Genomic DNA, 24,687 nt, shown 5'->3' on the forward strand with positions numbered 1-24,687 from the left:
ATGCATTTTTGCTTCTGCATAAAACTTGTCGAACCATTGGAAAACCGGTGGATTTGTGAGTGGTGTAAAGTGAAAGGTGTTGACAAACGACTCGATCAGTCGGTATAATAATTTTTGTTTGTTTGGAGTGATAGTGATGCAACTATTTTTTCGCAAAGTAGCAACAAGTGACGGTCCTTTTCCTATCCGTGAATCTCTTAATGTGAGTGAATTGGTGGATGATCGTGCTGATGTTACGGCCGTTTCCCCGCTGGAGACCGACTTGGTCGCCGTTAGTCTGGGTCAAGGGTTGATGAGCGTGGAAGGCACGTTGACCGCAGGTCTGGACATGCTCTGCTCACGCTGTTTAAGCCCGATGCACGAGGATTTAAAGATTGAATTCCGTGAACGGTTCAAGCAAACCTCTTCGAGTGTTGAAGAGGAGGATGAAGATGGCGATTTTATCGCAGTGACGGAGGACTCCTTCGACATTGCACCGTATTGTGAAGAACTGTTTGTACTGCATGTGCCGTTTGCGCCTTTGTGCAGTGAGGATTGTCAGGGAATCGCACCAAAGACCGGACAAAACTGGAGTATTGGCTCCGATGACAGTAGCGATGGCGATACGGAAAAGATTGATCCGCGTCTGGCAGGGCTTAAGGATTTTTTTAAATGAGAATTGAGTTCAATTCTGAAAAATCATCATCCGCTTGTGCCGGAAAGTTACAGAACCGATGCGTGGATGTTGCAGGCTTGATTCACCGGCTGTAAGATAATTGCTTCTGGCATTTTCTTCAGTCTTGAATGAGATAAGAAGTCATACCCGTTATGCGGGGTTGATCTGGTTAAGGAGGTGGGAATAATGGCAGTACCTCAACGGAGAACATCCAAAACTCGTCGCGACAAACGTCGTACTCACTTTAAACTGGCAGTACCAGGTATGGTGAAATGCTCCGAATGCGGCGAATTGAAACTTGCTCACCATGTGTGCAAAGTTTGCGGAACGTACAAAGCTAGAGAGATCATCTCTCAATAATGTCCGATAAGCGGATTCTTTGGAATCTTCGCAGAAAAAGTAGCGCTTCACTTCAGTGAGGCGCTACTTTTTTTGTCTGCATGCTTCCTTTTTACGTCAGCATGCTATATACTGTTTTAGTACCAGGTTCTAAGAAAGAAGGGCCGAAGGGGTTCCTTTATACATACAAGAAGACAAATCGGCTTGAAGTTTCGCCGTTAGAAAGTGAAGTAAAGTAACCCGAACTGTCGTCTGAACGATGGTTTATTGTAGGGAAAGGAGGCGTCACTGACATCGAACGTTTGCCGAAGAGACAGAGACAGCAGCGGCTGACTCAATTAATTGATGATAATCCATTCGTAACGGATCAGGAATTGACAAGACAGCTGAAGGTGAGTATTCAGACTATTCGGCTGGACCGGATGGAGCTGGGAATCCCCGAATTGCGGGAACGGCTAAAGCTGATGGCTGAGCGCTCCTACGACCAGGTTCGTTCCTTGCCTTTGCATGAAGTGATCGGGGATATCGTTGATCTGCAGTTGGATCGAAGCGGTATTTCGATTTTTGAGATTAAAGAGGAACATGTTTTTTCGCGTACTGGCATTGCGCGGGGGCATTATGTATTTGCTCAGGCCAATTCATTGGCCGTTGCTGTGATTAATGATGAGATAGCATTGACTGCATCAGCGGATATACGCTTTGTCCGCCCGGTTCATTTAGGTGAGAAGTGCATTGCCAAGGCATATGTACGTTCAAATCCAGAACAAAAAGGGAAGGCTAAAGTGGAAGTTTTCGCCTACGTAGGAGAAGAAATGGTGTTCCAAGGCAACTTTATCATTTATCGCTCCACGGAGGAAGAGTATAGCGAAGGAGGAAGTCAGCATGCGGATCGCCATTGATGCCATGGGGGGAGATAATGCTCCTGAGGCGACAGTAGAGGGCGCGCTATCTGCGGCGGCGGAATGGAAGGATACGGACATTACGCTGGTTGGTGACCGGGAACGAATTGAATCGGTTCTGAACGGTAGAGCGTTGCCGACGAACCTCAGCATTCGCCATGCATCCGAAACGATAGATGCGCAGGACGAGCCTGTAAAGGCGGTGCGCCGCAAAAAGGATGCTTCAATGGTCGTAGCTGGTCGAATGGTCAGAGAAGGCGAAGCGGATGCCATGATATCTGCAGGTAATACAGGCGCGCTAATGACCACGGGGTTGCTGGTGGTTGGAAGAATGGAGGGCATTGAACGTCCGGCTCTCGCACCGATGATACCGACGATTGACGATCAGGGTATTCTGGCGCTTGACTTGGGAGCCAATATGGATGCCAAGCCTGAGCATCTTGCCCAGTATGCACTGATGGGGAGCTTGTATCGTCAGAAAGTTCACGGTGTGACTTCTCCAAGGGTGGGTCTGCTGAATGTGGGGACTGAAGCTGGGAAGGGCAATGAACTGACGAAGTTGGCATTTCCACTTATTGAGCAGTTACCTGTCCATTTTGTGGGTAATGTTGAATCGAGAGATGTGTTAACTGGGAATTGCGATGTACTGGTGTGTGATGGATTTGCTGGAAATATCATGCTAAAATCACTAGAGGGTACAGCGGGGGCCATATTTTCTCTCTTAAAAGAGCAATTCACCAAATCCTTGAAGACCAAGCTTGCGGCAGCCTTGATTATGCCTGAGCTCCGCAGTCTGAAAGGTAAATTGGATTATAAAGAGCATGGCGGGGCTCCTTTGCTGGGTTTGAGTGGACTCGTCCTGAAAAGTCACGGTTCGTCTGACGGCGTTGCCGTCAAAAATGCGGTAAGGCAGGCTCGTACGGCCTTGCAAAACCGGTTGGTGGAAAGTATATCCAAGGAAATCAGCAGGAAGTGAGTGACGATATGAATAAATTACGGCCGGTTGGTGTTATCGGAACAGGGAAATACGTACCTGAGAAAATTCTGACCAATAAAGATTTGGAAGCAATCGTAGAAACAAGTGATGAATGGATTGTCAGCCGTACAGGGATTCAGGAGCGCCATATTGCAGCTCCAGAGCAGGCTACATCTGATTTAGCTTATGAAGCAGCAATTAAGGCGTTGGAGTCCGCGGGTATGACGGCACAGGATCTGGATTTAATTATTGTAGCTACGGTTACACCGGATATGGCGTTTCCGTCAACTGCCTGCATTCTTCAGGACAAACTGGGAGCCAAAGGCGCAGCGGCTTTCGATTTGTCTGCGGCATGCTCGGGTTTTGTATACGGACTGGCTACGGCAACGAGCTTCATTAAGACAGGTATTTATAATAATGCGTTAATCATTGGGGCAGACTGTCTTTCTCGGATTACAGATTATACCGACCGCAATACCTGTGTCCTATTCGGAGATGGTGCAGGAGCTGTAGTGATTGGCGAAGTGCCTGAAGGCAGAGGATTCCAATCCTTTGATCTCGGGGCTGAAGGCGCAGGTGGAACCTTGCTTAAGCTGGAAGCTGGTGGCTCGCGTTTGCCTGCGAGTGCAGACACACTGGAGAATAAACAGCACTATATTTACATGAACGGACGCGAAGTGTTCAAGTTCGCGGTTCGTGTTATGGGAACGGCAACGGTTGATGTGTTGGAAAAAGCAGGGCTGTCCAAAGATGATATTGATCTGTTCGTTCCACATCAAGCCAATGTTCGCATCATCCAATCGGCGATGCAACGTCTGGATTTGCCAGAGGAAAAGGTAGTTGTTAATGTTCATAAATATGCGAATACATCCGCAGCATCAATCCCTCTCGCCCTAGTAGAAGCAGCTGAGGAAGGCCGCATGAAGGAAGGCGACCGTGTATTAATGGTGGGCTTTGGCGGTGGCTTGACCTGGGGAGCGTCGGTTCTTGTCTGGTAATAAGATGGAATTTTTGATATAATATTGAATTTGTGTAGTGTTTTACAGGACAAGCATTGGATATAGAGAGGTGCATACACGATGGGCAAAACGGCATTTATATTCCCCGGTCAGGGTTCACAAGCTGTAGGTATGGCTAAAGATGCTTATGAAGCAGTTCCAGCTGCAACAGAAGTATTTCGCCAAGCGGACGAACGGTTAGGGTTCGCACTAAGCACACTGGTTTTTGAAGGGCCAGACACAGCTTTGAAGCAAACATCCAATACGCAGCCTGCACTGTTAACGGCGAGCATTGCACTGTATGAAGCGTTCAAGGAAAAAATGGACATTCATCCCGATTATGTAGCTGGGCACAGTCTAGGAGAGTACAGCGCGCTAGTTGCTTCAGGTGTCCTTGCATTTGCGGATGCGGTTGAGACTGTTCGTGCACGTGGTCAGTTTATGGAACAGGCTATTCCTGCTGGACAAGGCGGTATGGCTGCTGTGTTGGGAGCTGATCGTGAAGCATTGGCAGCATTGTGCCGTGATATTACGGAGTCTGGTCAACTGGTCGAACTAGCCAACATCAATTGTCCCGGACAGATTGTCGTATCTGGTACGAAGGAAGGCGTAGCTGCTGTCGCTGAACGTGTGAAGGAAGCAGGCGGCAAGCGTGCTATTACTCTGGAGGTTAGCGGTCCTTTCCACTCGTCATTGATGAAGGAAGCAGCGACCAAGCTCTCAGAGAAGTTGGGGACTGTAACTTTCTCTGAAGCTCAGATTCCGGTGGTGGCTAATGTAACAGCTAAACCTGTACGTGAGGGGAATGAAATCCGCCAACTGTTGGTGGATCAGGTCTATTCTCCGGTACTGTGGGAAGACAGTGTAGCATGGCTACTGGAACAAGGTGTTGACACTTTTGTTGAGTTTGGACCGGGAAGTGTTTTGACTGGACTGGTTAAAAAAATCGACAAAACGGTTAAGCTGTATAATATAAGTAGCCTGGAGTCGATTGCTTCTGTAACGGAAGCCTTGGAGGCCCGTTAAAAGTATAATTATTGCCTTAACGGGTTATATACTTGCAAGGGAGGACTATGATGTCTAAGCCATTAAGTGGAAAAACGGCGCTCGTTACGGGAGCGTCGCGCGGAATTGGCCGTAGTATCGCGCTGGCGCTGGCTGATGCAGGCGCTAATGTGGCGGTAAACTATGCTGGTAGTGAAGCGGCTGCGACTGAGGTAGCTGAGCAGATTCGTGCCAAAGGTGTGGAGGCTATTACAGTTCAGGCTAATGTCGGTCGCGCTGACGAAGCAGATCAGTTGATCAAGGATGTGATTGGCGCTTGGGGCAAGATTGACATCCTGGTGAATAATGCCGGCATAACAAGAGATAATTTAATCATGCGCATGAAGGAAGAGGAATTCGATCAGGTGATCGAAACGAATCTGAAGGGTGTGTTTAATTGTCTTAAGGCGGCAACACGTCCAATGATGAAACAGCGTTCTGGCCGAATTATCAATATCTCCTCCGTGGTTGGTGTTCTTGGCAATGCAGGACAAGCCAACTACGTTGCTGCTAAAGCAGGGGTGATTGGTCTTACCAAATCCTCTGCTCGAGAGCTTGCTTCGAGAGGTATTACAGTGAACTGCGTGGCTCCTGGATTCATCGATACTGAGATGACGCAGGTACTGGCTGATGATTTGCGTGACAATATGCTTAGCGGTATTCCGCTGGCCCGTCTTGGACGGCCTGAGGAAATTGCTGACGTGGTGCTGTTCTTGGCCTCGGATGCTTCCTCATATATGACGGGCCAGACTTTGCATGTGGATGGCGGCATGTATATGTAGTAGCATGTTGCCAATCTGCATGCCCCGATGAAGAGTTGTCAAAGAAAACTCTCTTCTATGGCATTTTAATTGTAATTTTCGTATAATACCTAAGAGGAGGTGAGCCGGATGTCCGATGTATTGGAGCGCGTAAAACGCATTGTCGTTGACCGTTTGGGAGCCGACGAAGCCGAAGTTACACTTGAAGCATCTTTTAAAGATGATTTAGGCGCTGATTCTCTCGATGTAGTTGAATTGGTAATGGAATTGGAAGATGAGTTTGATATGGAAATCTCTGATGAAGATGCAGAGAAAATTACAACTGTAGGTGAAGTTGTGAAGTACATACAATCTCATACCTAATTCATGTCATCAAAAGTCCCGTTCTGTTACAGGCGGGACTTTCTCCTAATTATACAGATTGAACTAAAGGCGGAATTGCCGCGTGTTTTTGAGTTTGGTTCAGCTTAACTTAGTCAAAGGCTGAGAAGTATGCCGCATTACTAACTTTAGTTGATTCTATATTATTTTAACGCACAAGAGTGTGCGGTCTTAAAATACAATATGCAGTAGACATAGAGGTGATTATCTTTGAAACAACGTGTTGTCATAACAGGAATGGGTGTAATCACTTCGCTGGGACAGGATTTGAACACACTATGGGATAATCTGATGGCCGGAAAATCCGGCGTCAGTGAAATCGAAGCTTTCGATACAAGTGAGTACACTACGAAAATAGCCGCTTCCATTAAAGATTTTAATCCAGAGGATTATATTGAACGTAAGGATGCGCGTAAAATGGACCGCTTTGTGCAGTTTGCGGTTGCTGCTAGTAAATTGGCGCTTGAGGACAGCGGACTTGTAATCGGAGAAAATGCGGAAGCTGAGCGTGTTGGTGTATCTGTCGGTTCCGGTATTGGCGGATTGGGAACTTGGGAAGATCAGCACAACGCACTGATTGAAAAAGGACCTAAACGCGTAAGCCCTTTCTTCATCCCGATGATGATTGCTAATATGGGTTCCGGTCAAGTGTCGATTTCGCTCGGTGCTAAAGGCCCCAATACATCACCAGTTACGGCTTGTGCCACGGGCAGTCATGCTATTGGCGATTCCTTCCGCATGATTCAGCGCGGCGACGCAGACGCCATGATTTGCGGAGGAGCTGAGGCGACTATTCGTCCGATTGGTATGGCTGGATTTTGTTCCATGCGAGCGATGTCCACGCGTAACGACGAGCCTGAAAAGGCAAGCCGCCCTTTTGATACCGAAAGAGACGGGTTTGTTATGGGCGAAGGCTCTGGTGTTCTTATTCTGGAATCGTTGGATCATGCTTTGAAGCGTGGTGCGCGTATTTACGGTGAAGTGATTGGCTACGGTCTTTCTGGCGATGCTCATCATATGACGGAGCCTGATCCAGAGGGAGCGGCACGCTGCATTAGAATGGCGATCCGTGATGCCGGATTGAATCCTGAGGAGATTGATTATATCAATGCACATGGTACGTCTACGCCAGTCGGTGATAAATCCGAAACGGAAGCAGTTAAGAAAACGCTTGGAGATCATGCCTATAAGGTAGCGATCAGCTCAACTAAGTCGATGACAGGGCATTTATTGGGTGCAGCGGGCGGCGTTGAAGCCGTGATCTGTGGTCTCGCCCTTCAGCACCAGACGATTCCGCCAACGATTAATTTGGATAATCAAGACCCGGCATGCGATCTTGATTATGTACCTAATAAGCCGAGAAAAGCGGAACTGAATGTGGTTATGTCCAATTCCTTTGGTTTTGGCGGTCACAATGCTACGGTTATTCTAAAAAAATATGAAGCATAAGGGGTCAGTTCGTTGAGTGGAGACTTGAAGCAATTACAGCAGAAACTTCATATTCAATTCAACAATCGGCAGCTTCTGAAGCAGGCCTTTACGCACGCTTCCTACGTAAACGAACATCGGTTCAGTCAGCATGCAGACAATGAGCGTCTTGAATTTTTAGGTGACGCTGTTCTGGAACTGACGGTGTCCGAGCAATTGTACAATCAGTACCCTAACCGACCCGAAGGCGAACTCACCAAGCTGCGTGCAGCTATTGTCTGTGAGCCTTCTCTGGTGAAGTTTGCTGTCGGACTTGAGTTTGGGCAATATGTGCTGCTTGGAAAAGGTGAAGAGTTGACAGGTGGACGTACTCGTCCGGCTCTGTTGGCTGATGTATTCGAAGCGTTCGTAGGTGCGCTTTATTTGGATCAGGGTCTGGAGGCCGTCCGTTCGTTTCTGGAACATTATATTTTCCCTCAAATTGTATTAAATGGTAAACTTCAGATGAGTGATTTCAAAACAGAGCTTCAGGAACTGACACAGCATCATAACATGGGGATGCTTGAATACAAGATTGTAGAGGAGCGCGGACCAGCCCATGAGCGCGAGTTTGTAGCCGAGGTATATATGGACAGCGAACGGCTAGGGGCAGGTACGGGGCGCTCCAAAAAAGAAGCTGAGCAGCAAGCGGCGGCAGTAGCTTTAAACCGTTTGAAGCTGGCAGAATCGTAATCGGTACCTGAGCAGCCCGGACGGGTTACGCAAGCAGGGGGCACAAAGTAAGAGCAAAGGGCAGTCCGCGGGGAGTCCCGGCCCGTAATGGCGAATGGACTGCGTTTTGCTCTTTTTTCGTGGCTTTGCTGGTGTAATGTGAGTGTTGGTACTGTGCTTTAAACAAGCTAGTTTATGCTACAATAGGGATAATTCATATCAATCAGGTAAACGGTGTTGTACAAGCATATTTGAAATGTTAGAGGTGAGATTGAGCATGTTTTTAAAGCGCATTGAGCTGGCGGGCTTCAAATCGTTTGCAGATAAAACGGAAATGGAATTTGTCCGCGGCATTACGGCAGTCGTCGGACCTAACGGAAGCGGAAAAAGTAATATTTCCGACGGGATTCGTTGGGTGCTGGGCGAACAGAGTGCCAAATCACTGCGTGGCGGCAAAATGGAGGACATTATTTTTGCAGGTAGTGATGCTCGTAAGGCTGTTAATTACGGTGAAGTATCGCTTACGTTGGATAATGAAGATCAGGCGTTGCCTCTGGATTTTGGTGAAGTCACGGTAACGCGACGTGTACATCGAAGTGGGGATAGTGAATATTTCATTAATCGGCAATCATGCAGACTCCGAGATATTACAGAGCTGTTTATGGATACAGGGATTGGTAAAGAAGCTTATTCCATTATTGGGCAGGGACGCATTGAAGAAATCCTAAGTACTCGATCTGAGGATCGTCGAGGTATTTTTGAGGAAGCCTCGGGTATCGTAAAATATAAATCCCGTAAAAAAGATGCGGTTCGCAAGCTGGATGAGACGGAGCAAAATTTGCTGCGTATTCACGATTTAGTTAGTGAACTGGAAGATCAGATTGGACCGCTTAAGGAGCAGTCTGAAAAGGCGATTCATTTTAAAGAGCTACGCGGTGAATTGAAATCAAAAGAAATCTCTATGTACGTCCATCAAATTGAACAAATTCATACTTCGTGGAGCGATGCGACTTCCAAATTAGCTTTGCTGCAGCAGGAGCAACTTCAGTTGTCTACGGTGGTCTCCCGCCATGATGCGATGCTGGAAAGCGACCGCAACGAATTACGCCAGCTGGAAGAGCAGGTAGAACAGTTGCAAAGGGATCTGCTGCAATACAGTGAAGCGACGGAGAAAAGTGAAGGCTACGGCGAATTGCTCAAAGAGCGCACACGCAATCTGGCGGCTAATCGGGAACAGCTGATCTTATCACTTAGCACAAGCGAATCACGGCATTCCGAGCGCAAGAGTGAACTGGATCAGCTGAACGAAAAGCTGTCTGCACTGAATGTAGAGCTTGACGAGTTGCGTGCACGGCTGTCTGACGAAGAGGCCAAACTGATTGGAGTTACAGGCGGAATCAGCCAGGAGCAGGAAGAAAGCCTAAAGGGTGGTCTGCTGGAGCTGATGAATCAGATGGCGCAGGCGCGTAACGAAATCCGTTATACAGACCAACAGAAGGAAGCATTGGAACGGCGTGTGACTCGTGTAAGTGACGAATCCGGCAAATGGGAAGCCCAGAAAGTACAACTTGAACAGCGCAAAAAGGGATTGGAAGCTGCGGTTCAGAAGCTGGGGCAGGAAATCAGTAGTTTGCGTAGTGGCTATATTCAGGGAAGTGAAAAGTACCAGGCCCTGCAAAAACTTTTGGAAGAAAACCAGGGTACAGTTCGTAAATGGGAACAAAAACGTGAGGCTCAAATTTCACGGCGAGATACAATGAAGGAAATGCAGGATGACTTTGACGGCTTCATGCTTGGAGTTAAAGAGGTATTGAAGGCTGCACGAAAAGAAACCTTGCACGGTGTGCATGGAGCGGTAGCAGAGCTGATTCGGGTGCCTGAGCATTTAGAGCAGGCAATGGAAACTGCTTTGGGTGCATCAGTTCAGCATATCGTGATGGAAAATGAATCCGTATCCAGACAGGCAATCAGTTTTCTAAAGCAGCGTCAACTGGGCAGAGCGACATTTTTGCCTATGGATGTTATCCGTCCGCGTCAAATCGGTGCAGGAGAACGCCAAATTGCAGAAGGAGCCGAAGGCTTTGTCGGAATCGGTGCAGATCTTGTTCAGTATGATGATCGATATGCCGGAATTGTAGGCAGTCTCTTGGGGAATGTGGTCATTGCCCGTACGTTGGAAGATGCAAACCGTATTGCGGCCCGTTGCCAATATAGATACCGCGTGGTCACTTTGGAAGGCGATGTTGTCAATGCAGGGGGTTCCATGACTGGGGGAAGCCAGTTTAAGAAAAATGCTAATCTGCTTGGACGCAAACGTCAGCTGGATCAGTTGGACCAGGACATTGTAGATACGGAGCAGCAAATTGCAAGGTTGCGCCAGAGTGCAATAGATACCAAACGCCAGTTGGAAGAGACACAGACCCGTCTGGACGAGTTGCGCCAGGGCGGCGATGTGAAGCGCGGTGAAGAGCAGCAGATGGCAATGGAACTCAAGCAACTGGAGCATGAACTTCGTCATGTTCTGGAGCAGGTCGCTGCGTCTGGTCAGGAGAAAAAGGGCTTTGATCAGGAAATCAAGGAGCTGGAAACTTCCCGTGAAGAAGCGTTGGTAAAGTTGGCTGCGCTGGAAGAAGAAGAAAAGAAAACGCATCAGGCCATTCACGCTGCTGAATTTGCCCGTAAAGCTAACGAATCTGCCAAAGAGCAGCTGCAGGGAGAGCTTACGAATCTCAAGGTAAGAGAAGGAAAGCTGGACCAAGAGCGCTTTTCTTTGGAAGAGCAGTTGCGCAGATTGCGTGGGGATTATGATACTCTTGGTAAAGATTCGAGACAAAACAAAACCTTGCTTGCTTCCATCGAAGCAGATTTGCTGACCAATGAGCAGGAGACCGTGAAACAGATTGAAAATCTCAATCAATACCGTTTGAAAAAGGAAGAAGCCGCACAGCAACTGGAATTCAAACGGGCTGCACGCAGTAGCTTGTCCAAAAAGCTTGAAGTGGCTGAGAACGACACGAAAGAACAGCGAATTCAGCTCAAGTCAGTGGAGGAGTTGCTTCGTCAAACGGAAATTGGAGTAAATCGGCTTGATGTGGAGCTGGAAAACGTACTGAAAAAATTAAGTGATGATTATGAACTCAGCTATGAGTTAGCCAAGCAGCGTTACCCTATACCGGAAGATATTGAAGGCACGCAGAGCGAGGTAGAAAGGCTCAAACGTGGTATTTCCGCGTTGGGTGAGGTGAACCTGGGCGCCATTGATGAATACCAGCGTGTGCATGAGCGTTATACGTTTCTTGATGAGCAAAAGTCTGATTTGGTGGAGGCCAAGACAACACTTTATCAGGTTATTCGTGAAATGGATGAAGAAATGTCCAAACGCTTTAAGACTACGTTCGATGCTATTCGGCGCGAATTTGGAACGGTATTCTCCAAGCTGTTCGGAGGCGGACGTGCTGATCTCGTGTTACTTGACCCGGAACGCTTATTGGAGACGGGAATTGACATCGTAGCTCAGCCACCGGGCAAAAAACTGCAAAACTTGCAGCTACTGTCGGGCGGTGAGCGTGCGTTAACAGCGATGGCGTTACTATTTGCCATTTTACACGTTAAACCTGTTCCATTCTGTGTACTCGATGAAGTAGAGGCTGCATTGGACGAAGCAAACGTGGTGCGTTTTGCCCAGTATTTACGAGAATTCTCGGAGCAGACACAGTTCATTGTAGTCACACACCGCAAGGGCACAATGGAAGAATCTGATGTGCTGTACGGGGTTACGATGGAGGAAGGCGGGGTTTCCAAACTCGTATCTGTCAAGCTGGACAACGATGAAGCTGAGATTGCCTGACATTAAACAACATACTTTCAGACCAACGGAGGGAATCCATGAGTTTCTTTAGGAAATTGAAGGAAAGCATTGCAAACAAAACTGAATCGGTCACAAAACAGTTCAAAGATGGTTTGGAAAAAACGCGTAAAGGTTTTGTTGAAAAAGTAACGGACTTGATGATTCGCCGTAAAAAGATTGATGAGGAATTTTATGAGGAACTGGAAGAAATTCTGATCGGAGCGGACGTAGGCGTCAACACGGTTATGAACCTCATTGAAGACCTGCGAGAAGAAGTGAAAAAGCGCAAAATTGAGGATGCATCCGAATTACAGCCTGTATTGTCGGAAAAGCTGTCCGAGTTGCTGCGGGGGAATGACAACAGTCAGCTCAAAATGAGTCCTGACGGAATTACAGTCATTCTATTCGTGGGAGTCAATGGCGTCGGCAAAACGACAACCATTGGCAAGTTAGCTCATCGTTTTAAACAAGAGGGAAAAAAAGTATTATTGGCTGCCGGAGATACGTTCCGGGCGGGTGCGATCGAACAGTTGGAGGTATGGGGCGAGCGGGCAGGTGTAGAGGTTATTAAGCAGCAATCCGGTTCCGATCCGGCTGCAGTTATGTTTGATGCCGTACAGGCTGCCAAGCAGCGACAAGTGGATGTTTTGTTGTGTGATACCGCAGGACGTCTTCAGAATAAAAGCAATCTGATGGAGGAACTGAACAAAATTTTCCGTGTGATTCAACGCGAAATTCCAGATGCTCCTCATGAAGTGTTGTTGGTACTTGATGCGACGACTGGACAAAATGCACTTAACCAAGCCAAGCTGTTTGGTGAGAAAAGCGGTGTAACCGGGCTGGTACTAACGAAGTTGGATGGTACAGCGAAGGGCGGGATTGTTGTGGCCATCCGTCAGGAGCTGAATTTGCCTGTTAAGCTGGTGGGCTTAGGTGAAAAAGTGAATGATCTTCAACCGTTTGATTCCGAGCAATTCGTTCATGCGTTGTTCGCGGGGTTGATTCAGGAAGAGACGGTCGAAGCAACTGCTACAGGCGAGGAAGAACAGAACTGATACGTTTAAAGTGGGCTTTCATGCTACGTTTGGGATAACTAAGTAGCCATCCTGTTGCTGTTCAAGTTTGCCCAGATGTATAATGAAAGCAAGAGGTCTGTCGATGTCGTATATGTAATGTATCTTGTATGTAAAATATAAATCAGGAAGCCGGGTGAAAAACCGATGGCAAACACCTATACCTACTCCCGACGGGAAGAAGTAGCCAACGCCATTACACATGGAATTGGAGCCGTTTTAAGCGTGGCAGCGCTTGTGTTGCTTATTGTTTTTGCTAGCATGAAAGGAACCACTTGGCATGTCGTCAGCTTTACGATTTACGGGATTACGATGCTGTTGTTGTACACCAATTCAACGTTGCTTCATAGCCTGCGTGAAGGAAAAATGAAGGATTTGTTCGAAATATTCGATCATTCTTGCATTTACCTGTTTATTGCAGGTAGCTACACCCCGTTTATGCTCGTTGCACTGCGAGGTACTCTGGGATGGACACTGTTTGGAGTGATTTGGGGGATTGCACTGTTCGGTGTGTTGTTCAAGGCGTTCTTCACCAAGCGCTTCCTGTTTATGTCTACCGTGTTTTACATTGTGATGGGCTGGCTCATCACCATTGCCTGGAATCCTCTGGTTGCGACTGTTCCCGCCGGAGGGATGACGTTATTGTTCGTAGGTGGCCTTATGTATACGTTGGGCACGATTTTCTATGTGTGGCGGGCATTTCCATATCACCATGCGATCTGGCATCTGTTTGTTCTGGCAGGCAGCATACTTCATTTTCTGGCTGTTCTGCTGTATCTTACTCCGGTAAGGGTTTAAGTAACAATGGGTAAAAAGTCGATCCGTACTTCCGTTTAAGGACAGTGGATCGGCTTTTTTTTGTATGACAAGGGATAACGCTTGACATCTTCTTTTCTTTTAGGTATCATAAGGAACGTTGAAAAGAACTGTAAAGTGTTTTTCCTTGACGATGGAGGTATACAAGATGAGTCAGGAGAATCGGCTGGAAAAGACAAACCGGATTAACCGACTGTTTGACTTCTATGAACCTCTGCTTACAGAGAAGCAACAGATGTTTTTAAAATATTACTTCCATGATGATTTTTCTTTAGGGGAAATTGCATCGGAATTTCAAATTAGCCGTCAGGCAGTATATGAACATATTAAACGTGCTGAACAGGTATTGGAAATGTACGAGGAAAAGCTTGGTTTGCTAAGTAAGTATGAGCGCAGAATCCAAGATCTCGATGAATTAAATAAGACGTTGTATGAGGCATTCGGTAAAATCAGTGAGTCCGATGAAGGTACTCTGCAACATGTCCATCAAATTGTAAATCGCCTGCAGGAACTGTAGGACATATAGATTAAGAACAAACAACCCTGGTAGACAAGGAGGTGCGAAAGTATGGCATTTGAAGGATTATCGACTCGCTTGCAAAATGTATTCAGTAAACTGCGCGGTAAAGGAAAAGTGTCTGAGGATGATGTAGCTCAGGCGATGCGCGAAGTACGATTAGCTTTGCTTGAGGCGGACGTTAACTTCAAGGTTGTAAAGGACTTTATTGCCAAGGTAAAGGAGAAATCCGTTGGTAAGGAAGTGATGGACAGCTTTACGCCAGGCATGGTCATCATCGACATCGTGAACAAGGAACTGACCGAGTTGATGGGTGGCAGTCAGGCCAAGCTTGCCAAAGCAAACAAACCGCCTACGGTCATTATGATGGTGGGTCTCCAGGGCGCAGGTAAAACGACGACATCTGGTAAACTGGCGAAATTGCTGCAAAAGCAAAATCATCGCCCATTGCTTGTAGCTGGTGATATTTATAGACCAGCCGCGATCAAGCAGCTTCAGGTTCTTGGGGAGCAGATTAATACTCCTGTATTTACTCTGGGAGATCAGACAAGCCCAGTGGAAATCGCAAAACAGGGTTTGCAGCATGCTAAGGATAATGGAAATGACTACGTTATTATAGATACTGCCGGTCGTCTTCATGTTGATGAAGAGCTCATGGAAGAGTTGCGCCAGATTCATACCAACGTCAACCCGGATGAAGTTTTACTGGTTGTAGATAGCATGACGGGGCAGGACGCGGTTAACGTTGCGGAGCACTTTAATACTAGCCTAGAGTTAACGGGAGTTGTACTGACAAAGCTGGATGGCGACACTCGTGGTGGTGCAGCTTTATCGGTTAAAGCTGTAACGGGATGTCCGATCAAGTTTGCTACATTGGGTGAAAAGCTGGATGCGATGGAGCCGTTTCATCCTGAACGGATGGCTTCACGGATTTTAGGTATGGGTGACATGTTGTCCCTGATTGAAAAAGCGCAGTCCAATATCGACGCCGATAAGGCGAAGGAAATGGAACGGAAAATGCGTAATGCCGAGTTTACTTTCGAAGATTTTCTGGAGCAAATGGATCAAGTTAAGAAGCTTGGCCCAATCGACCAGATTCTTGATATGATTCCCGGTATGGGCAACATGAAGCAAATGAAAGATATCAAAGTGGATGACAAACAGATGGGCCGAATTGAGGCTATCGTTCATTCTATGACCACACAGGAGAAGCAAAACCCAGACATGATTAATCATAGCCGTCGCAAACGTATTTCTGTAGGCAGTGGAACATCACTGGCTGAGGTAAATCGTCTGATAAAGCAATTTGACGAAATGCGTCGCATGATGAAGCAGTTCTCAGATATGATGGGACCTAAGGGTGGCAAAAACAAGGCTATGAAGCAGTTGAAGAGTATGGGTAAAGGTATGAAGTTTCCTTTCCGCTAAGGCCAATAGGCCCTTGGAATTATGGATAACAATATACAGTCTACTTTTTGAAGGAGGTGAATTTTCGTGGCAGTTCGTATTCGTCTGAAACGTATGGGTGCACATAAAGCTCCTTTCTATCGCGTCGTGGTATCTGATTCTCGTTCCCCGCGTGACGGTCGTTTTATCGAAGAAATCGGTTACTACAACCCAATCACAGTACCAGCGGTTGTAAAAATTGATGAAGATAAAGCGCTGAAATGGTTGCAAGATGGTGCACAAGCATCCGACACAGTCCGTAACTTGCTTAGCAAAGCGGGCGTAATGAAAAAGTTTCATGAGTCTAAACTACAGAAATAAGGTGCTGATACGGAGGGTCAACCATGGAAGAATTAGTGATAATCATTGCTAAGGCTTTAGTCGATCATCCGGAAGATGTAACCGTGAAGACCTTGGAGAAGGATCGGCTTGTTGTATATGAGCTTAGTGTACATCCTGAGGATGTAGGCAAGATCATTGGTAAGCAGGGTCGTATCGCCAAGGCGCTTCGCACTGTGGTTGCATCAGCAGCCGTTAAGATGGATAAACGGGTTACCGTAGACATCATATCTTAAAGATATACGAAAGTGGGTTAGGATGTATGTCCTAACCCTTTTTCGTACATGATGAAGATGATATGGAGCGGGACCGATTACAAGCAGGAGGAACACGATGCAACAATTGTTTAATGTCGGAAAAATTGTGAACACCCATGGAATCCGTGGGGAGCTAAAAATATTAACGACGACAGATTTTCCAGAGGATCGCTTTGCAAAAGGCAGTGAGCTTTTGATTGTTCCGGCTGAAGGTAAAGCACCGATCCCCGTAACTGTTGAAACAGCGCGTTTTCAAAAAAATATGGTTGTCGCTAAATTTAAGGAATATCACAATATTAATGAAGTTGAAAAATATAAAGGTACATTGTTGAAGGTATCTGCTGAGCGGTTAGGCGAATTGGAAGAAAATGAATTCTATTTTCATGAAGTAGTCGGCATGGAAGTGGTGACCGAGGACGGAAATGAGCTCGGCGTGGTCAAGGAAATTTTGACTCCGGGAGCCAATGACGTATGGGTAGTCAAAATGCCTAAAGGCAAGGAACTGCTATTGCCGTATATAGAAGATGTTATTTTGGATGTAAACGTGCGTGAAAAACGAGTTACGGTACGGTTAATGGAAGGTCTGCTGTAATGCGGGTGGATGTGCTGACCCTGTTTCCAGAGATGTTTGATGGAGTATTTAATGCAAGCATTCTGGGAAAAGCAAGGGATAAGGGAATTGTATCACTGCAAGCGGTTAATTTTCGTCAGTATGCCGGCAACAAACACGGACAAGTGGATGATACGCCCTATGGCGGTGGGGGCGGCATGGTTTTGAAGCCTGACCCTATTTTTGCTGCTGTGGAAGCGCTGTTGGATAAATCAGAGCAACCAACATTAGAGACTGCCGATGAAGTTAACCAACTTGAAGGGGTAGAACGTAACACAGACATAAAATCTCCGCGTATCATTTTGATGTGTCCACAAGGCGAGACTTTTACGCAAAAGAAAGCGGAAGAGCTGGCTAAAGAGGACCATCTTATTTTTATATGTGGGCATTACGAGGGTTATGATGAGCGTATTCGAGAGCATTTGGTGACGGATGAGCTTTCTATCGGAGATTATGTATTGACTGGTGGTGAGCTTCCAGCCATGACCGTCATTGACAGTGTGACACGGTTGCTTCCAGGAGTTCTGGGGAACGAAACGAGTGCGGTAACGGACTCGTTTAGTACGGGGCTGCTGGAATACCCCCATTATACCCGGCCTGCGGAGTTTCGGGGCTGGAAAGTACCCGATGTACTCCTGTCAGGGCATCACGTCAATATTGATTCTTGGAGACGACAAGAGGCGTTACGTCGCACGATGGAACGCCGACCGGATCTATTGGAACAAGCTGAACTGACAGGCAAGGAGCGTGTGTGGATTGAGGAGCAACGCAAAGCTGAATTTTTGGAAGACAAGCATTAAAACGCTTTAAACATGAGTGGATTTGAAAGCAGGCAGTGACCTGTTCTATAATAAAGTCAATTAAATAATGTTTGGTCAAATCCCTTTTTGTTGTTGCAATGCGGTATCCTCCATGATACAATACATCTGTTGTGTGTAATACGGTGGTCCTCTGTGGATGATGAAGGAAACGGTTGTGTTTCCAGAAGAAGCATGAACACCTGTACGGAAGGAGGGAGTCATAGATGAATATCGTCCAAGCGATCACTGAAGAACAACTGCGTAAAGATTTGCCTAACTTTCGTCCTGGTGACACTTTGAAAGTGCACGTGAAAGTTATTGAGGGAACTCGTGAGCGTATCCAGTTGTTTGAAGGTGTTGTAATTAAACGCCGTGGTGGTGGAATCAGTGAGACTTTTACAGTTCGTAAAATTTCTTACGGTGTAGGTGTGGAAAGAACTTTCCCGCTTCATTCCCCGAAAATCGATAAAATCGACGTGGCTCGCCGTGGTAAAGTGCGTCGTGCGAAGCTTTATTATCTTCGTGAACTGCGCGGTAAAGCAGCGAGAATTAAAGAAATTCGTCGTTAATACAACGAATAACGAAAGGGGCTTGGTTACAAGCTCCTTTCGTTTTTTCTACGTACATAGGGAACTGTGGATTATTGACCGTAAAGAGAGGACAGTGAGCTATGGAGCAAGAAGTAGGACAAGGAGCTGTACAGCAGCCAACTGATCAGGATGGTACGCCCAAGCGTAAACCAAAAAATGAGATTTTTGAGTGGCTCAAGGCCATCATTATTGCGTTAGTGCTTGTCTTTTTAATCCGCTGGCTTCTCTTTAAGCCGTTTATTGTGGATGGCCCGTCGATGCAGCCTAACTTTCATACCGGAGAACGCGTCATTGTGAATGAGATTTTGTATGATTTCCGTGCCCCTAGACCAGGCGAAGTGATCGTGTTTCATGTGCCGGAGGAAGGAAGAGACTTTATCAAACGCGTCATTGCCGTTGAAGGAGATACGGTCAAGGTAGAAGGTGACACAATTACAGTAAATGGCAAGCCGATTCAGGAATCTTACCTGAAAGCTCCTTTGGAAGAAGCGCATCAAAATGGCGAGCTTTACAACAAGTTTACAAATTTTCCAAATGAGAAGTTTAAGGATGGAAAAGTTCCGGCTGGGCATATTTTTGTAATGGGAGATAACCGTTCCAATAGTACAGACAGTCGGATGATCGGATATATTGATTTGAAAGAAGTCGTGGGTCGGGCTGACGTTATTTTCTGGCCGGCGAAAGATATGCAGTGGATTAACCACTAGAATAACTAATAAGCAGCATAGCTGCCGTAATCCTAACTAAGAGCCTAAGAGTAAAAGTTGGAGTTACGCACAATGGGGTGATGACGGTGACGATTCAATGGTTTCCTGGTCACATGACCAGAGCGCGCCGCCAAATTGAAGCAAAATTAAAGCTGATTGATTTGGTTATTGAGCTGATTGATGCTCGATTGCCGCTCTCCAGCCGAAATCCAATGATTGATGATATTTTGCAAGGCAAGCCGCGAATGATTATATTGAATAAAGCAGATTTGGCGGACCCCGTAGTATCACAGCAATGGATTGCCTACTTTAAGGAACAGGGGCATGTGGCCTTACCAGTGGATGCCACAACTGGAACGGGGCTAAAAGAAATCCCGATTCAGGCTAAGCTGTTGCTTAAGGAAAAGATAGATCGGCAGATTCGGAAGGGAATGAACCCGCGTCCTATGCGTGGGTTGATTGTTGGTATTCCGAATGTCGGTAAATCGACACTGATCAACCGAATGGCGGGACGTAATATTGCAGCTACGGGTGACCGTCCAGGGGTAACGAAGGCACAGCAGTGGATCAAGATCGGTGAAATTGAATTGCTGGATACACCAGGTATTCTATGGCCTAAATTCGAGGATCAGAATGTAGGCTATCGTCTGGCTGTTACAGGTGCGATCAAGGAAGAAATTCTGAATGTCGAGGATATTGCTTTTTTTGCGACTAAATATTTGGTCCAGTACTATTGGGATGTAATGGCAGAGCGCTTTGAGCTCACCAAACGTCCTGAAGATACAGAAAATCCTGATGAAATTGTCAACGTCATGGAAGCGATCGGACGTAAACGCGGCTGTATTGTTAGCGGCGGACGTGTGGATCTTGAAAAGGCGTCAAAAATCATTTTGCGTGAGCTGCGTGCAGGGAAGCTGGGACGGTTCAGTCTGGAAGCTCCTTACTGATTCTACAGGTACACCGATACAGAACATAGCACTTTGTGGCAAGGAAGAACCTTCCCCATCTCTCCGGAGAGGAGGAAGGTTTTTTTGGTATTTGAAGGCAGTTAGAAAAGGGTTTTGGACGATGAAGGTCTGTGGTAAGCTGAATTCAATCGCTAGAGCTACGGCATGAATGACGCGTTAAACTACATATAGATGGGCAGGTATTGAATATGGAAGATAAAGAGATTGTAGTGAAGGACATGCTACATTATGAAAAAAAATGCTGGGAGCAGTCTTGTGAGCGGATTGCAGGAATTGACGAGGTAGGTCGCGGATGTCTGTTTGGTGATGTTGTGGCCGCAGCAGTCATTTTACCAGTGGGTGAGTTACTGGAAGGTGTGGATGATTCCAAAAAATTGACGGATAAGAAGAGAGAAGCGTACTACGAGCTGATTATGGAGAAGGCCATTGCTGTAGGAGTTGGCTATGTAGATGCGCAGACGATTGATGATATCAATATTAAGCAAGCAGCTCGTTTGGCTATGAAGCAGGCTATTGAGGCTTTACATGTGTCTCCTGATTATTTACTGGTGGATGCAGAAAAGGTAGATGTGCCTATTCCTCAGCTCTCTATTATTAAAGGAGATGCGAACAGTCAGTCTATTGCGGCGGCCTCTATCATCGCCAAGGTAACCCGTGATCGGCTGTGCAAAGGTGAATGGGATGCGAAGTATCCGGAATATGGGATCGGTATACATAAAGGTTACGCTACCAAGTTGCATAGGGAACAAATTTTGGCGCTAGGACCTACAAAGATGCATAGACGCAGCTTTCTGGGAAATCTGTTGACGGAGCAACCGACGCTGTTTGATCTGTGATTACTTATTATGAATCGGGACAATGCCGATATAAAGGATAACTAATACCATAAGCCCCTTTTGAGTAGGGGGAGAGTGAGAGGAGGGGCGATATGAACATCGGATCTGTATTTCGGGGATTACTTGGAGATGTGAAGGCGGGAGAGGCAAAAAAACTTGATATGCAGCCAGGCCAGGTCGTAAGAGGAGTCGTATTAAAGGTGTCTGAGGACGGCGACGAGGCTGTATTGCAAATACAAGGTTCTCAGGTCAGGGCAAAGCTGGAGACCCCTCTTCAACCTGGGCAGACTACAACGTTTCAGGTTCAACCGGCTTCCCCCAGCGGAATGACGGTGCTTAAACCTTTGAACGATGTGGCCAATACACCACAGCAAACCGTAGCGCTGACAGATGTATTGGAATCGGTGGGACTGCCGGATACAGCTCAGAACAGGGAGCTTATACAGGCAATGCAAAAGAATGGTGTGCCGTTGACATCTGAAAATGCGGCTTCTTTGCGAGAAGCTATGGCGAAGCAAAGTGGCAATGTACAGTTGGGAACGTTTGTGCAGGCGGCGGCAGTTGCTTTTCAGCGGGGACTTCCATTGACGGCAGAAAGCATAAACGGATTGCGTCAAGCGATGTTTGGGCCTCCTTTAAATGATCTGTTGTCTTCGCTGGAGCAAGAACTTGAAGCGGTGTTAAAGCAGCAAGGACAGGGAACGCCTACTGACCGTTCAGTAGGGGAAGCAGCCACAATAAAAAGCACTGACCGAACGTCAGTTAGTCCAACAGGCACTTCTTCTGTGGTGATTGCAGATGGACAGGAAGGCCAAGCTTTAACATTGTCCAAGGATGCTTCTGCCTCTGCTGCTACAAAACAGGCAGAAACAGGACAACAAGTCACAGGTGGCAAGGAATTGTTAAAAGGGACTCAGGCAGCCAATCTCGCTGCTACAGTAAGCGAAGCGAGTGTTTTGGCTACAGATTCGGATACTTCGGCGGGATCTACTGCATTTGCATCCAACGGGACTGCTTCAGAAGAACCGCAAGCAGTTAGCGGGCGAGGAGCGCCAGTGGTATTGGATGCTGGTGCCAATGCGTCTGAATCGGGCGCTGCTGATGCATTAAACGGCTCCCGCGTCAAAGCGGAGCAACAACAGCAAGCTACTGCGGCAGGTACGCAGCTTAAGGATGCCGATGGTGCTCCAACTCCGGCCACGGCAGAGCCTACGGGGACGAAGTCTGCCTTAAACGCAGTCATGGCAGACCGTCCTTCCGCACAGCAAGCCGCTGGCTCTACGCTACCATCCGCGGCGAACAACGTTACTGCGCCAGAGGCGCCGCTCCAGCGGCTGCGCCTCCTGCTGCAAGAGCTGCGTGCAGCCGTGCCACCCGAACTGAGCACGGCTGCACCAGACCAGTCCACGGGAGAGGTAGCGCAGCCGGCGGCTGGCGCCTCGCGGACTGCGGATGCCGCTGCTTCACAGCCTGCGGCATCCAGCCCGCAGCTCACCCCCACGGAGGATCCGTGGGTGGGCCGCGTACTGAAGCTGCTCGGTGCAGAGCATGAGCAGCAAGTGCACCGCGCGACTACACAGGTCGCGCAAGGGGCGACGGCACGTATGGAGTCGCCAGAGGGAATGCCCCAGACACTGCCGGGATTAGCGGCTACGTCAGGCGACACAGTGTCAGCAGACGCAGCCACCGTAAAAGGTGCGCTGCTCCAGCTGATGAGCAGTGACGACCTGCCGCCCGCTTTGAAAGAGGCGGCTCAGCAGGTTGTACAGAACCTGACAGGTCAGCAGTTGCTGCTCAATACAGACCGAACGGCGCCTTTTGCACAAGTACACATGTTTATACCGTTCGTTGGACCGGACGGTCGTGAAACAGCTACGATCCAGATTCAGTCTCGCCGCGGCAAACGGGGAGAACTGGACGCCTCCAACTGTCGTCTTTGGTTTGATTTGGACATGAAGGGGCTTGGACCGACCCTGGTAGATGTCCAGGTTGTAGATCGGATTGTAAGTGTCAAGCTCCATAATGATCATGAATGGGCGGCTTCGTTGTTAACCAGTGGGCGTGAGTCCATTCACACAGCGTTGGAGTCACTAGGATACCAACTTCTATCGCTTCGTACCGAGCCCATGCCCATAAGGACTGAACAGAACAGCCTCGTCTCTTCTGAAGTACAAAGCTATGTACCTCAGCCGTATAAAGGAGTCGATCTTAAAATATGAAAGAGCCGTTGGAGCCTCCTTCTCCTTCCATAAAGAAGGCGGTCGCCCTTAAATATACGCCTGGTGAGAGCGAAGCACCGATTGTCGTTGCCAAAGGGAGCGGCCGTATTGCGGATAGCATTTTAGAAAAAGCTAAAGAGCATGGTGTTCCGGTACAGGAGGACGCTGCGCTGGTTGAAGTACTATCCAAACTTGATTTGGACGAACAAATCCCTGCTGAGCTCTATCAGTTGGTGGCAGAGGTGCTTACCTATATTTATCAAATGGATCGACTTGCATCAAGGGATGACTGGTGATGAGGAATGAGATGAAGGCTGGAGGCAAGGATCAACGGAAAGCCAAAGGAGCGATGGGCGAAGAGGCAGCGGCTTTGTTTTTAGAAAACTTGGGTTACCGTATCATAGAGCGTAATTGGCGATGCCGCAGTGGTGAAATAGATCTGATTGCCAAGCAGGAGCATACATTCGTGTTTATTGAGGTACGTAGTCGTAGTAGCTCCAAATATGGAACGCCAGCAGAATCAGTTACTGCGCGTAAAATAGCCCAAGTTCGCCAAACAGCTGCTGTATATTTGCATATGAATGGGATTGGAGATGCTCCAATCCGCTTTGACATGATTTCTGTACAATTAACTGACGAAAAGGCAGTTGTTACGGACCATTTAATAGGTGCATTTTAAAAGAGTAAGAGCTTTTGCGAAGGTAAGAGTGCGGGACTGAATTCAAATGTGCAGGTTGACAGAAAGGAAAGCTACAGGTATATTTTATTGAGAATAGTTATCATTTTCATCTTAAAATGAATATCGAGAAGTTGTACCTGTGAAGGAGGATTTACGTGACAAAGCGTACCTTTAGTGAACATGTCATAGATGTAATTCAGGAACGTCGAACGATTAAACGATTTAAATCCGACTCCATTCCGGTAGATACAATTAAAGAACTGTTGGACGTCGCTGTGTGGGCTCCTAATCATAAAATGCGTGAACCGTGGCGTTTTTTGTTGTTTGCTGGCGAAGGACGGAAAAAGCTTGCAAAAGCCATTGCAGCCGATATTGGTAAAGACAACAAGTTTGAGAGTGGAATTCTGCACAACCCGATTCAGCTTTTAGTGGTGATGGAAGAAGATCCGCGTCAAGCGGTTTGGGATGAGGATTTTGCAGCAGTCAGCGCGCTTGTTCAAAACTTTATGCTTGCTGCATGGAGCAAAGGGATCGGAACGTTTTGGGTGACAAAGCCATTTTTATACTCGCCTAAGTTCCGTGAACATTTGGGAATCCAACCGGGTGAGAAGGTAATAGGAATGATATATGCAGGCTATCCTGACGTTATCCCAGAATCAAGGCCACGTACTCCGGCAGCCGATAAGCTGACCTTGTTTGACAAATAATCTTTCGTTAGATAAACTTAGTCAAGAATTTTGAAAGCATGTTCGGAGCTAAAATTAGAACATTATATTTGCAATAAATGAAAA

The 24,687-nt window shown here is 47.2% G+C and carries 27 protein-coding genes; all 27 read left to right on the forward strand.

Translation table 11 applies throughout. From position 1 onward, the window contains the following. Positions 1-136: 136 nt before the first annotated feature. The 27 genes from JOD82_RS06590 to JOD82_RS06720 all read left to right on the forward strand — a co-directional run bounded on the left by JOD82_RS06590 (position 137) and on the right by JOD82_RS06720 (position 24,603). Positions 137-655 (forward strand): YceD family protein, encoded by a 519-nt coding sequence (locus tag JOD82_RS06590; RefSeq protein WP_029515015.1) that lies wholly within the window; start codon positions 137-139, stop codon positions 653-655. A gap of 186 nt (positions 656-841) precedes the next feature. After that, entirely contained in the window at positions 842-1,015 is a 174-nt protein-coding gene (gene rpmF / locus JOD82_RS06595) for a 50S ribosomal protein L32 (RefSeq protein ID WP_007429979.1), read from the forward strand. A 281-nt stretch (positions 1,016-1,296) separates the two neighbouring features. Continuing rightward, positions 1,297-1,893: a transcription factor FapR gene (gene fapR / locus JOD82_RS06600; RefSeq protein WP_069011389.1), complete on the forward strand. Its 597-nt coding sequence runs from the start codon at positions 1,297-1,299 to the stop codon at positions 1,891-1,893. Further along, positions 1,877-2,869, forward strand: coding sequence for a phosphate acyltransferase PlsX (plsX, locus tag JOD82_RS06605; protein WP_039274759.1), 993 nt, complete (start codon positions 1,877-1,879; stop codon positions 2,867-2,869). The genes fapR and plsX overlap by 17 nt, the downstream gene beginning before the upstream one ends. 8 nt (positions 2,870-2,877) lie before the next feature. Continuing rightward, positions 2,878-3,867 carry a beta-ketoacyl-ACP synthase III gene (locus JOD82_RS06610; RefSeq protein WP_029515009.1) on the forward strand — a complete coding sequence of 330 codons (990 nt, stop codon included), beginning with the start codon at positions 2,878-2,880 and terminating at the stop codon, positions 3,865-3,867. Between the two features lie 81 nt (positions 3,868-3,948). Beyond that, on the forward strand, positions 3,949-4,893 hold the full coding sequence (gene fabD, locus JOD82_RS06615) for an ACP S-malonyltransferase (protein WP_209948024.1): 945 nt from the start codon (positions 3,949-3,951) through the stop codon (positions 4,891-4,893). Positions 4,894-4,943: 50 nt separating this feature from the next. Next, complete coding sequence (gene fabG / locus JOD82_RS06620; protein WP_039274753.1) at positions 4,944-5,693, forward strand: 3-oxoacyl-[acyl-carrier-protein] reductase; 750 nt, start codon at positions 4,944-4,946, stop codon at positions 5,691-5,693. A gap of 108 nt (positions 5,694-5,801) precedes the next feature. After that, a complete protein-coding gene (locus JOD82_RS06625; RefSeq protein ID WP_007429985.1) occupies positions 5,802-6,035 on the forward strand; it encodes an acyl carrier protein in 234 nt (77 codons plus the stop codon). Between the two features lie 228 nt (positions 6,036-6,263). Further along, positions 6,264-7,502 (forward strand): beta-ketoacyl-ACP synthase II, encoded by a 1,239-nt coding sequence (gene fabF / locus JOD82_RS06630; protein WP_029515005.1) that lies wholly within the window; start codon positions 6,264-6,266, stop codon positions 7,500-7,502. A 12-nt stretch (positions 7,503-7,514) separates the two neighbouring features. Next, complete coding sequence (gene rnc / locus JOD82_RS06635; protein ID WP_029515003.1) at positions 7,515-8,213, forward strand: ribonuclease III; 699 nt, start codon at positions 7,515-7,517, stop codon at positions 8,211-8,213. A 256-nt stretch (positions 8,214-8,469) separates the two neighbouring features. Then, positions 8,470-12,039 carry a chromosome segregation protein SMC gene (gene smc / locus JOD82_RS06640; protein ID WP_165147625.1) on the forward strand — a complete coding sequence of 1,190 codons (3,570 nt, stop codon included), beginning with the start codon at positions 8,470-8,472 and terminating at the stop codon, positions 12,037-12,039. 38 nt (positions 12,040-12,077) lie between these two features. Further along, on the forward strand, positions 12,078-13,094 hold the full coding sequence (gene ftsY / locus JOD82_RS06645) for a signal recognition particle-docking protein FtsY (RefSeq protein ID WP_025721714.1): 1,017 nt from the start codon (positions 12,078-12,080) through the stop codon (positions 13,092-13,094). Between the two features lie 165 nt (positions 13,095-13,259). Next, a complete protein-coding gene (gene trhA / locus JOD82_RS06650) occupies positions 13,260-13,910 on the forward strand; it encodes a PAQR family membrane homeostasis protein TrhA (RefSeq protein ID WP_025721713.1) in 651 nt (216 codons plus the stop codon). 166 nt (positions 13,911-14,076) lie between these two features. After that, entirely contained in the window at positions 14,077-14,445 is a 369-nt protein-coding gene (locus tag JOD82_RS06655) for a putative DNA-binding protein (RefSeq protein ID WP_029514999.1), read from the forward strand. A gap of 51 nt (positions 14,446-14,496) precedes the next feature. After that, positions 14,497-15,873, forward strand: a complete 1,377-nt coding sequence (gene ffh, locus JOD82_RS06660) for a signal recognition particle protein (RefSeq protein WP_069011393.1) — start codon at positions 14,497-14,499, stop codon at positions 15,871-15,873. A 66-nt stretch (positions 15,874-15,939) separates the two neighbouring features. Next, positions 15,940-16,212: a 30S ribosomal protein S16 gene (gene rpsP / locus JOD82_RS06665; protein ID WP_013309862.1), complete on the forward strand. Its 273-nt coding sequence runs from the start codon at positions 15,940-15,942 to the stop codon at positions 16,210-16,212. A 23-nt stretch (positions 16,213-16,235) separates the two neighbouring features. Further along, complete coding sequence (locus tag JOD82_RS06670; RefSeq protein WP_013309863.1) at positions 16,236-16,466, forward strand: KH domain-containing protein; 231 nt, start codon at positions 16,236-16,238, stop codon at positions 16,464-16,466. A 97-nt stretch (positions 16,467-16,563) separates the two neighbouring features. Beyond that, entirely contained in the window at positions 16,564-17,079 is a 516-nt protein-coding gene (rimM, locus tag JOD82_RS06675; protein WP_013309864.1) for a ribosome maturation factor RimM, read from the forward strand. Beyond that, positions 17,079-17,897, forward strand: a complete 819-nt coding sequence (trmD, locus tag JOD82_RS06680) for a tRNA (guanosine(37)-N1)-methyltransferase TrmD (RefSeq protein WP_209948026.1) — start codon at positions 17,079-17,081, stop codon at positions 17,895-17,897. The genes rimM and trmD overlap by 1 nt, the downstream gene beginning before the upstream one ends. Before the next feature lie 224 nt (positions 17,898-18,121). After that, positions 18,122-18,466, forward strand: coding sequence for a 50S ribosomal protein L19 (gene rplS, locus JOD82_RS06685; protein ID WP_010346403.1), 345 nt, complete (start codon positions 18,122-18,124; stop codon positions 18,464-18,466). A gap of 101 nt (positions 18,467-18,567) precedes the next feature. Continuing rightward, complete coding sequence (lepB, locus tag JOD82_RS06690) at positions 18,568-19,194, forward strand: signal peptidase I (RefSeq protein WP_029514995.1); 627 nt, start codon at positions 18,568-18,570, stop codon at positions 19,192-19,194. 86 nt (positions 19,195-19,280) lie between these two features. Beyond that, positions 19,281-20,141: a ribosome biogenesis GTPase YlqF gene (gene ylqF / locus JOD82_RS06695; protein WP_029514994.1), complete on the forward strand. Its 861-nt coding sequence runs from the start codon at positions 19,281-19,283 to the stop codon at positions 20,139-20,141. Positions 20,142-20,350: 209 nt separating this feature from the next. Beyond that, positions 20,351-20,998, forward strand: coding sequence for a ribonuclease HII (locus tag JOD82_RS06700; RefSeq protein ID WP_081112524.1), 648 nt, complete (start codon positions 20,351-20,353; stop codon positions 20,996-20,998). A 92-nt stretch (positions 20,999-21,090) separates the two neighbouring features. Next, positions 21,091-23,217 (forward strand): prolipoprotein diacylglyceryl transferase, encoded by a 2,127-nt coding sequence (locus JOD82_RS06705; RefSeq protein ID WP_209948028.1) that lies wholly within the window; start codon positions 21,091-21,093, stop codon positions 23,215-23,217. Continuing rightward, the gene (locus JOD82_RS06710) at positions 23,214-23,513 is read left to right on the forward strand and encodes an EscU/YscU/HrcU family type III secretion system export apparatus switch protein (protein ID WP_023988176.1); all 300 of its coding nucleotides are present in this window, start codon (positions 23,214-23,216) and stop codon (positions 23,511-23,513) included. The genes JOD82_RS06705 and JOD82_RS06710 overlap by 4 nt, the downstream gene beginning before the upstream one ends. Then, on the forward strand, positions 23,513-23,896 hold the full coding sequence (locus JOD82_RS06715) for a YraN family protein (RefSeq protein WP_039274735.1): 384 nt from the start codon (positions 23,513-23,515) through the stop codon (positions 23,894-23,896). Before JOD82_RS06710 ends, JOD82_RS06715 begins: the two co-directional genes overlap by 1 nt. A gap of 155 nt (positions 23,897-24,051) precedes the next feature. Then, the gene (locus JOD82_RS06720) at positions 24,052-24,603 is read left to right on the forward strand and encodes a nitroreductase family protein (RefSeq protein ID WP_209948030.1); all 552 of its coding nucleotides are present in this window, start codon (positions 24,052-24,054) and stop codon (positions 24,601-24,603) included. The last annotated feature ends 84 nt before the right edge of the window (positions 24,604-24,687 follow it).

This window comes from Paenibacillus sp. 1182 (genome assembly GCF_017833915.1).
Classification (GTDB): Bacteria; Bacillota; Bacilli; order Paenibacillales; family Paenibacillaceae; genus Paenibacillus; species Paenibacillus polymyxa_D.

Coding starts and splice junctions, on each gene's coding strand:
- JOD82_RS06590 (WP_029515015.1), top strand. CDS start 137: ATGCAACTATTTTTTCGCAAAGTAGCAACAAGTGACGGTCCTTTTCCT.
- rpmF (WP_007429979.1), top strand. CDS start 842: ATGGCAGTACCTCAACGGAGAACATCCAAAACTCGTCGCGACAAACGT.
- plsX (WP_039274759.1), top strand. CDS start 1,877: ATGCGGATCGCCATTGATGCCATGGGGGGAGATAATGCTCCTGAGGCG.
- JOD82_RS06610 (WP_029515009.1), top strand. CDS start 2,878: ATGAATAAATTACGGCCGGTTGGTGTTATCGGAACAGGGAAATACGTA.
- fabD (WP_209948024.1), top strand. CDS start 3,949: ATGGGCAAAACGGCATTTATATTCCCCGGTCAGGGTTCACAAGCTGTA.
- fabG (WP_039274753.1), top strand. CDS start 4,944: ATGTCTAAGCCATTAAGTGGAAAAACGGCGCTCGTTACGGGAGCGTCG.
- JOD82_RS06625 (WP_007429985.1), top strand. CDS start 5,802: ATGTCCGATGTATTGGAGCGCGTAAAACGCATTGTCGTTGACCGTTTG.
- smc (WP_165147625.1), top strand. CDS start 8,470: ATGTTTTTAAAGCGCATTGAGCTGGCGGGCTTCAAATCGTTTGCAGAT.
- ftsY (WP_025721714.1), top strand. CDS start 12,078: ATGAGTTTCTTTAGGAAATTGAAGGAAAGCATTGCAAACAAAACTGAA.
- trhA (WP_025721713.1), top strand. CDS start 13,260: ATGGCAAACACCTATACCTACTCCCGACGGGAAGAAGTAGCCAACGCC.
- JOD82_RS06655 (WP_029514999.1), top strand. CDS start 14,077: ATGAGTCAGGAGAATCGGCTGGAAAAGACAAACCGGATTAACCGACTG.
- ffh (WP_069011393.1), top strand. CDS start 14,497: ATGGCATTTGAAGGATTATCGACTCGCTTGCAAAATGTATTCAGTAAA.
- JOD82_RS06670 (WP_013309863.1), top strand. CDS start 16,236: ATGGAAGAATTAGTGATAATCATTGCTAAGGCTTTAGTCGATCATCCG.
- rimM (WP_013309864.1), top strand. CDS start 16,564: ATGCAACAATTGTTTAATGTCGGAAAAATTGTGAACACCCATGGAATC.
- trmD (WP_209948026.1), top strand. CDS start 17,079: ATGCGGGTGGATGTGCTGACCCTGTTTCCAGAGATGTTTGATGGAGTA.
- rplS (WP_010346403.1), top strand. CDS start 18,122: ATGAATATCGTCCAAGCGATCACTGAAGAACAACTGCGTAAAGATTTG.
- lepB (WP_029514995.1), top strand. CDS start 18,568: ATGGAGCAAGAAGTAGGACAAGGAGCTGTACAGCAGCCAACTGATCAG.
- JOD82_RS06700 (WP_081112524.1), top strand. CDS start 20,351: ATGGAAGATAAAGAGATTGTAGTGAAGGACATGCTACATTATGAAAAA.
- JOD82_RS06705 (WP_209948028.1), top strand. CDS start 21,091: ATGAACATCGGATCTGTATTTCGGGGATTACTTGGAGATGTGAAGGCG.
- JOD82_RS06710 (WP_023988176.1), top strand. CDS start 23,214: ATGAAAGAGCCGTTGGAGCCTCCTTCTCCTTCCATAAAGAAGGCGGTC.
- JOD82_RS06715 (WP_039274735.1), top strand. CDS start 23,513: ATGAGGAATGAGATGAAGGCTGGAGGCAAGGATCAACGGAAAGCCAAA.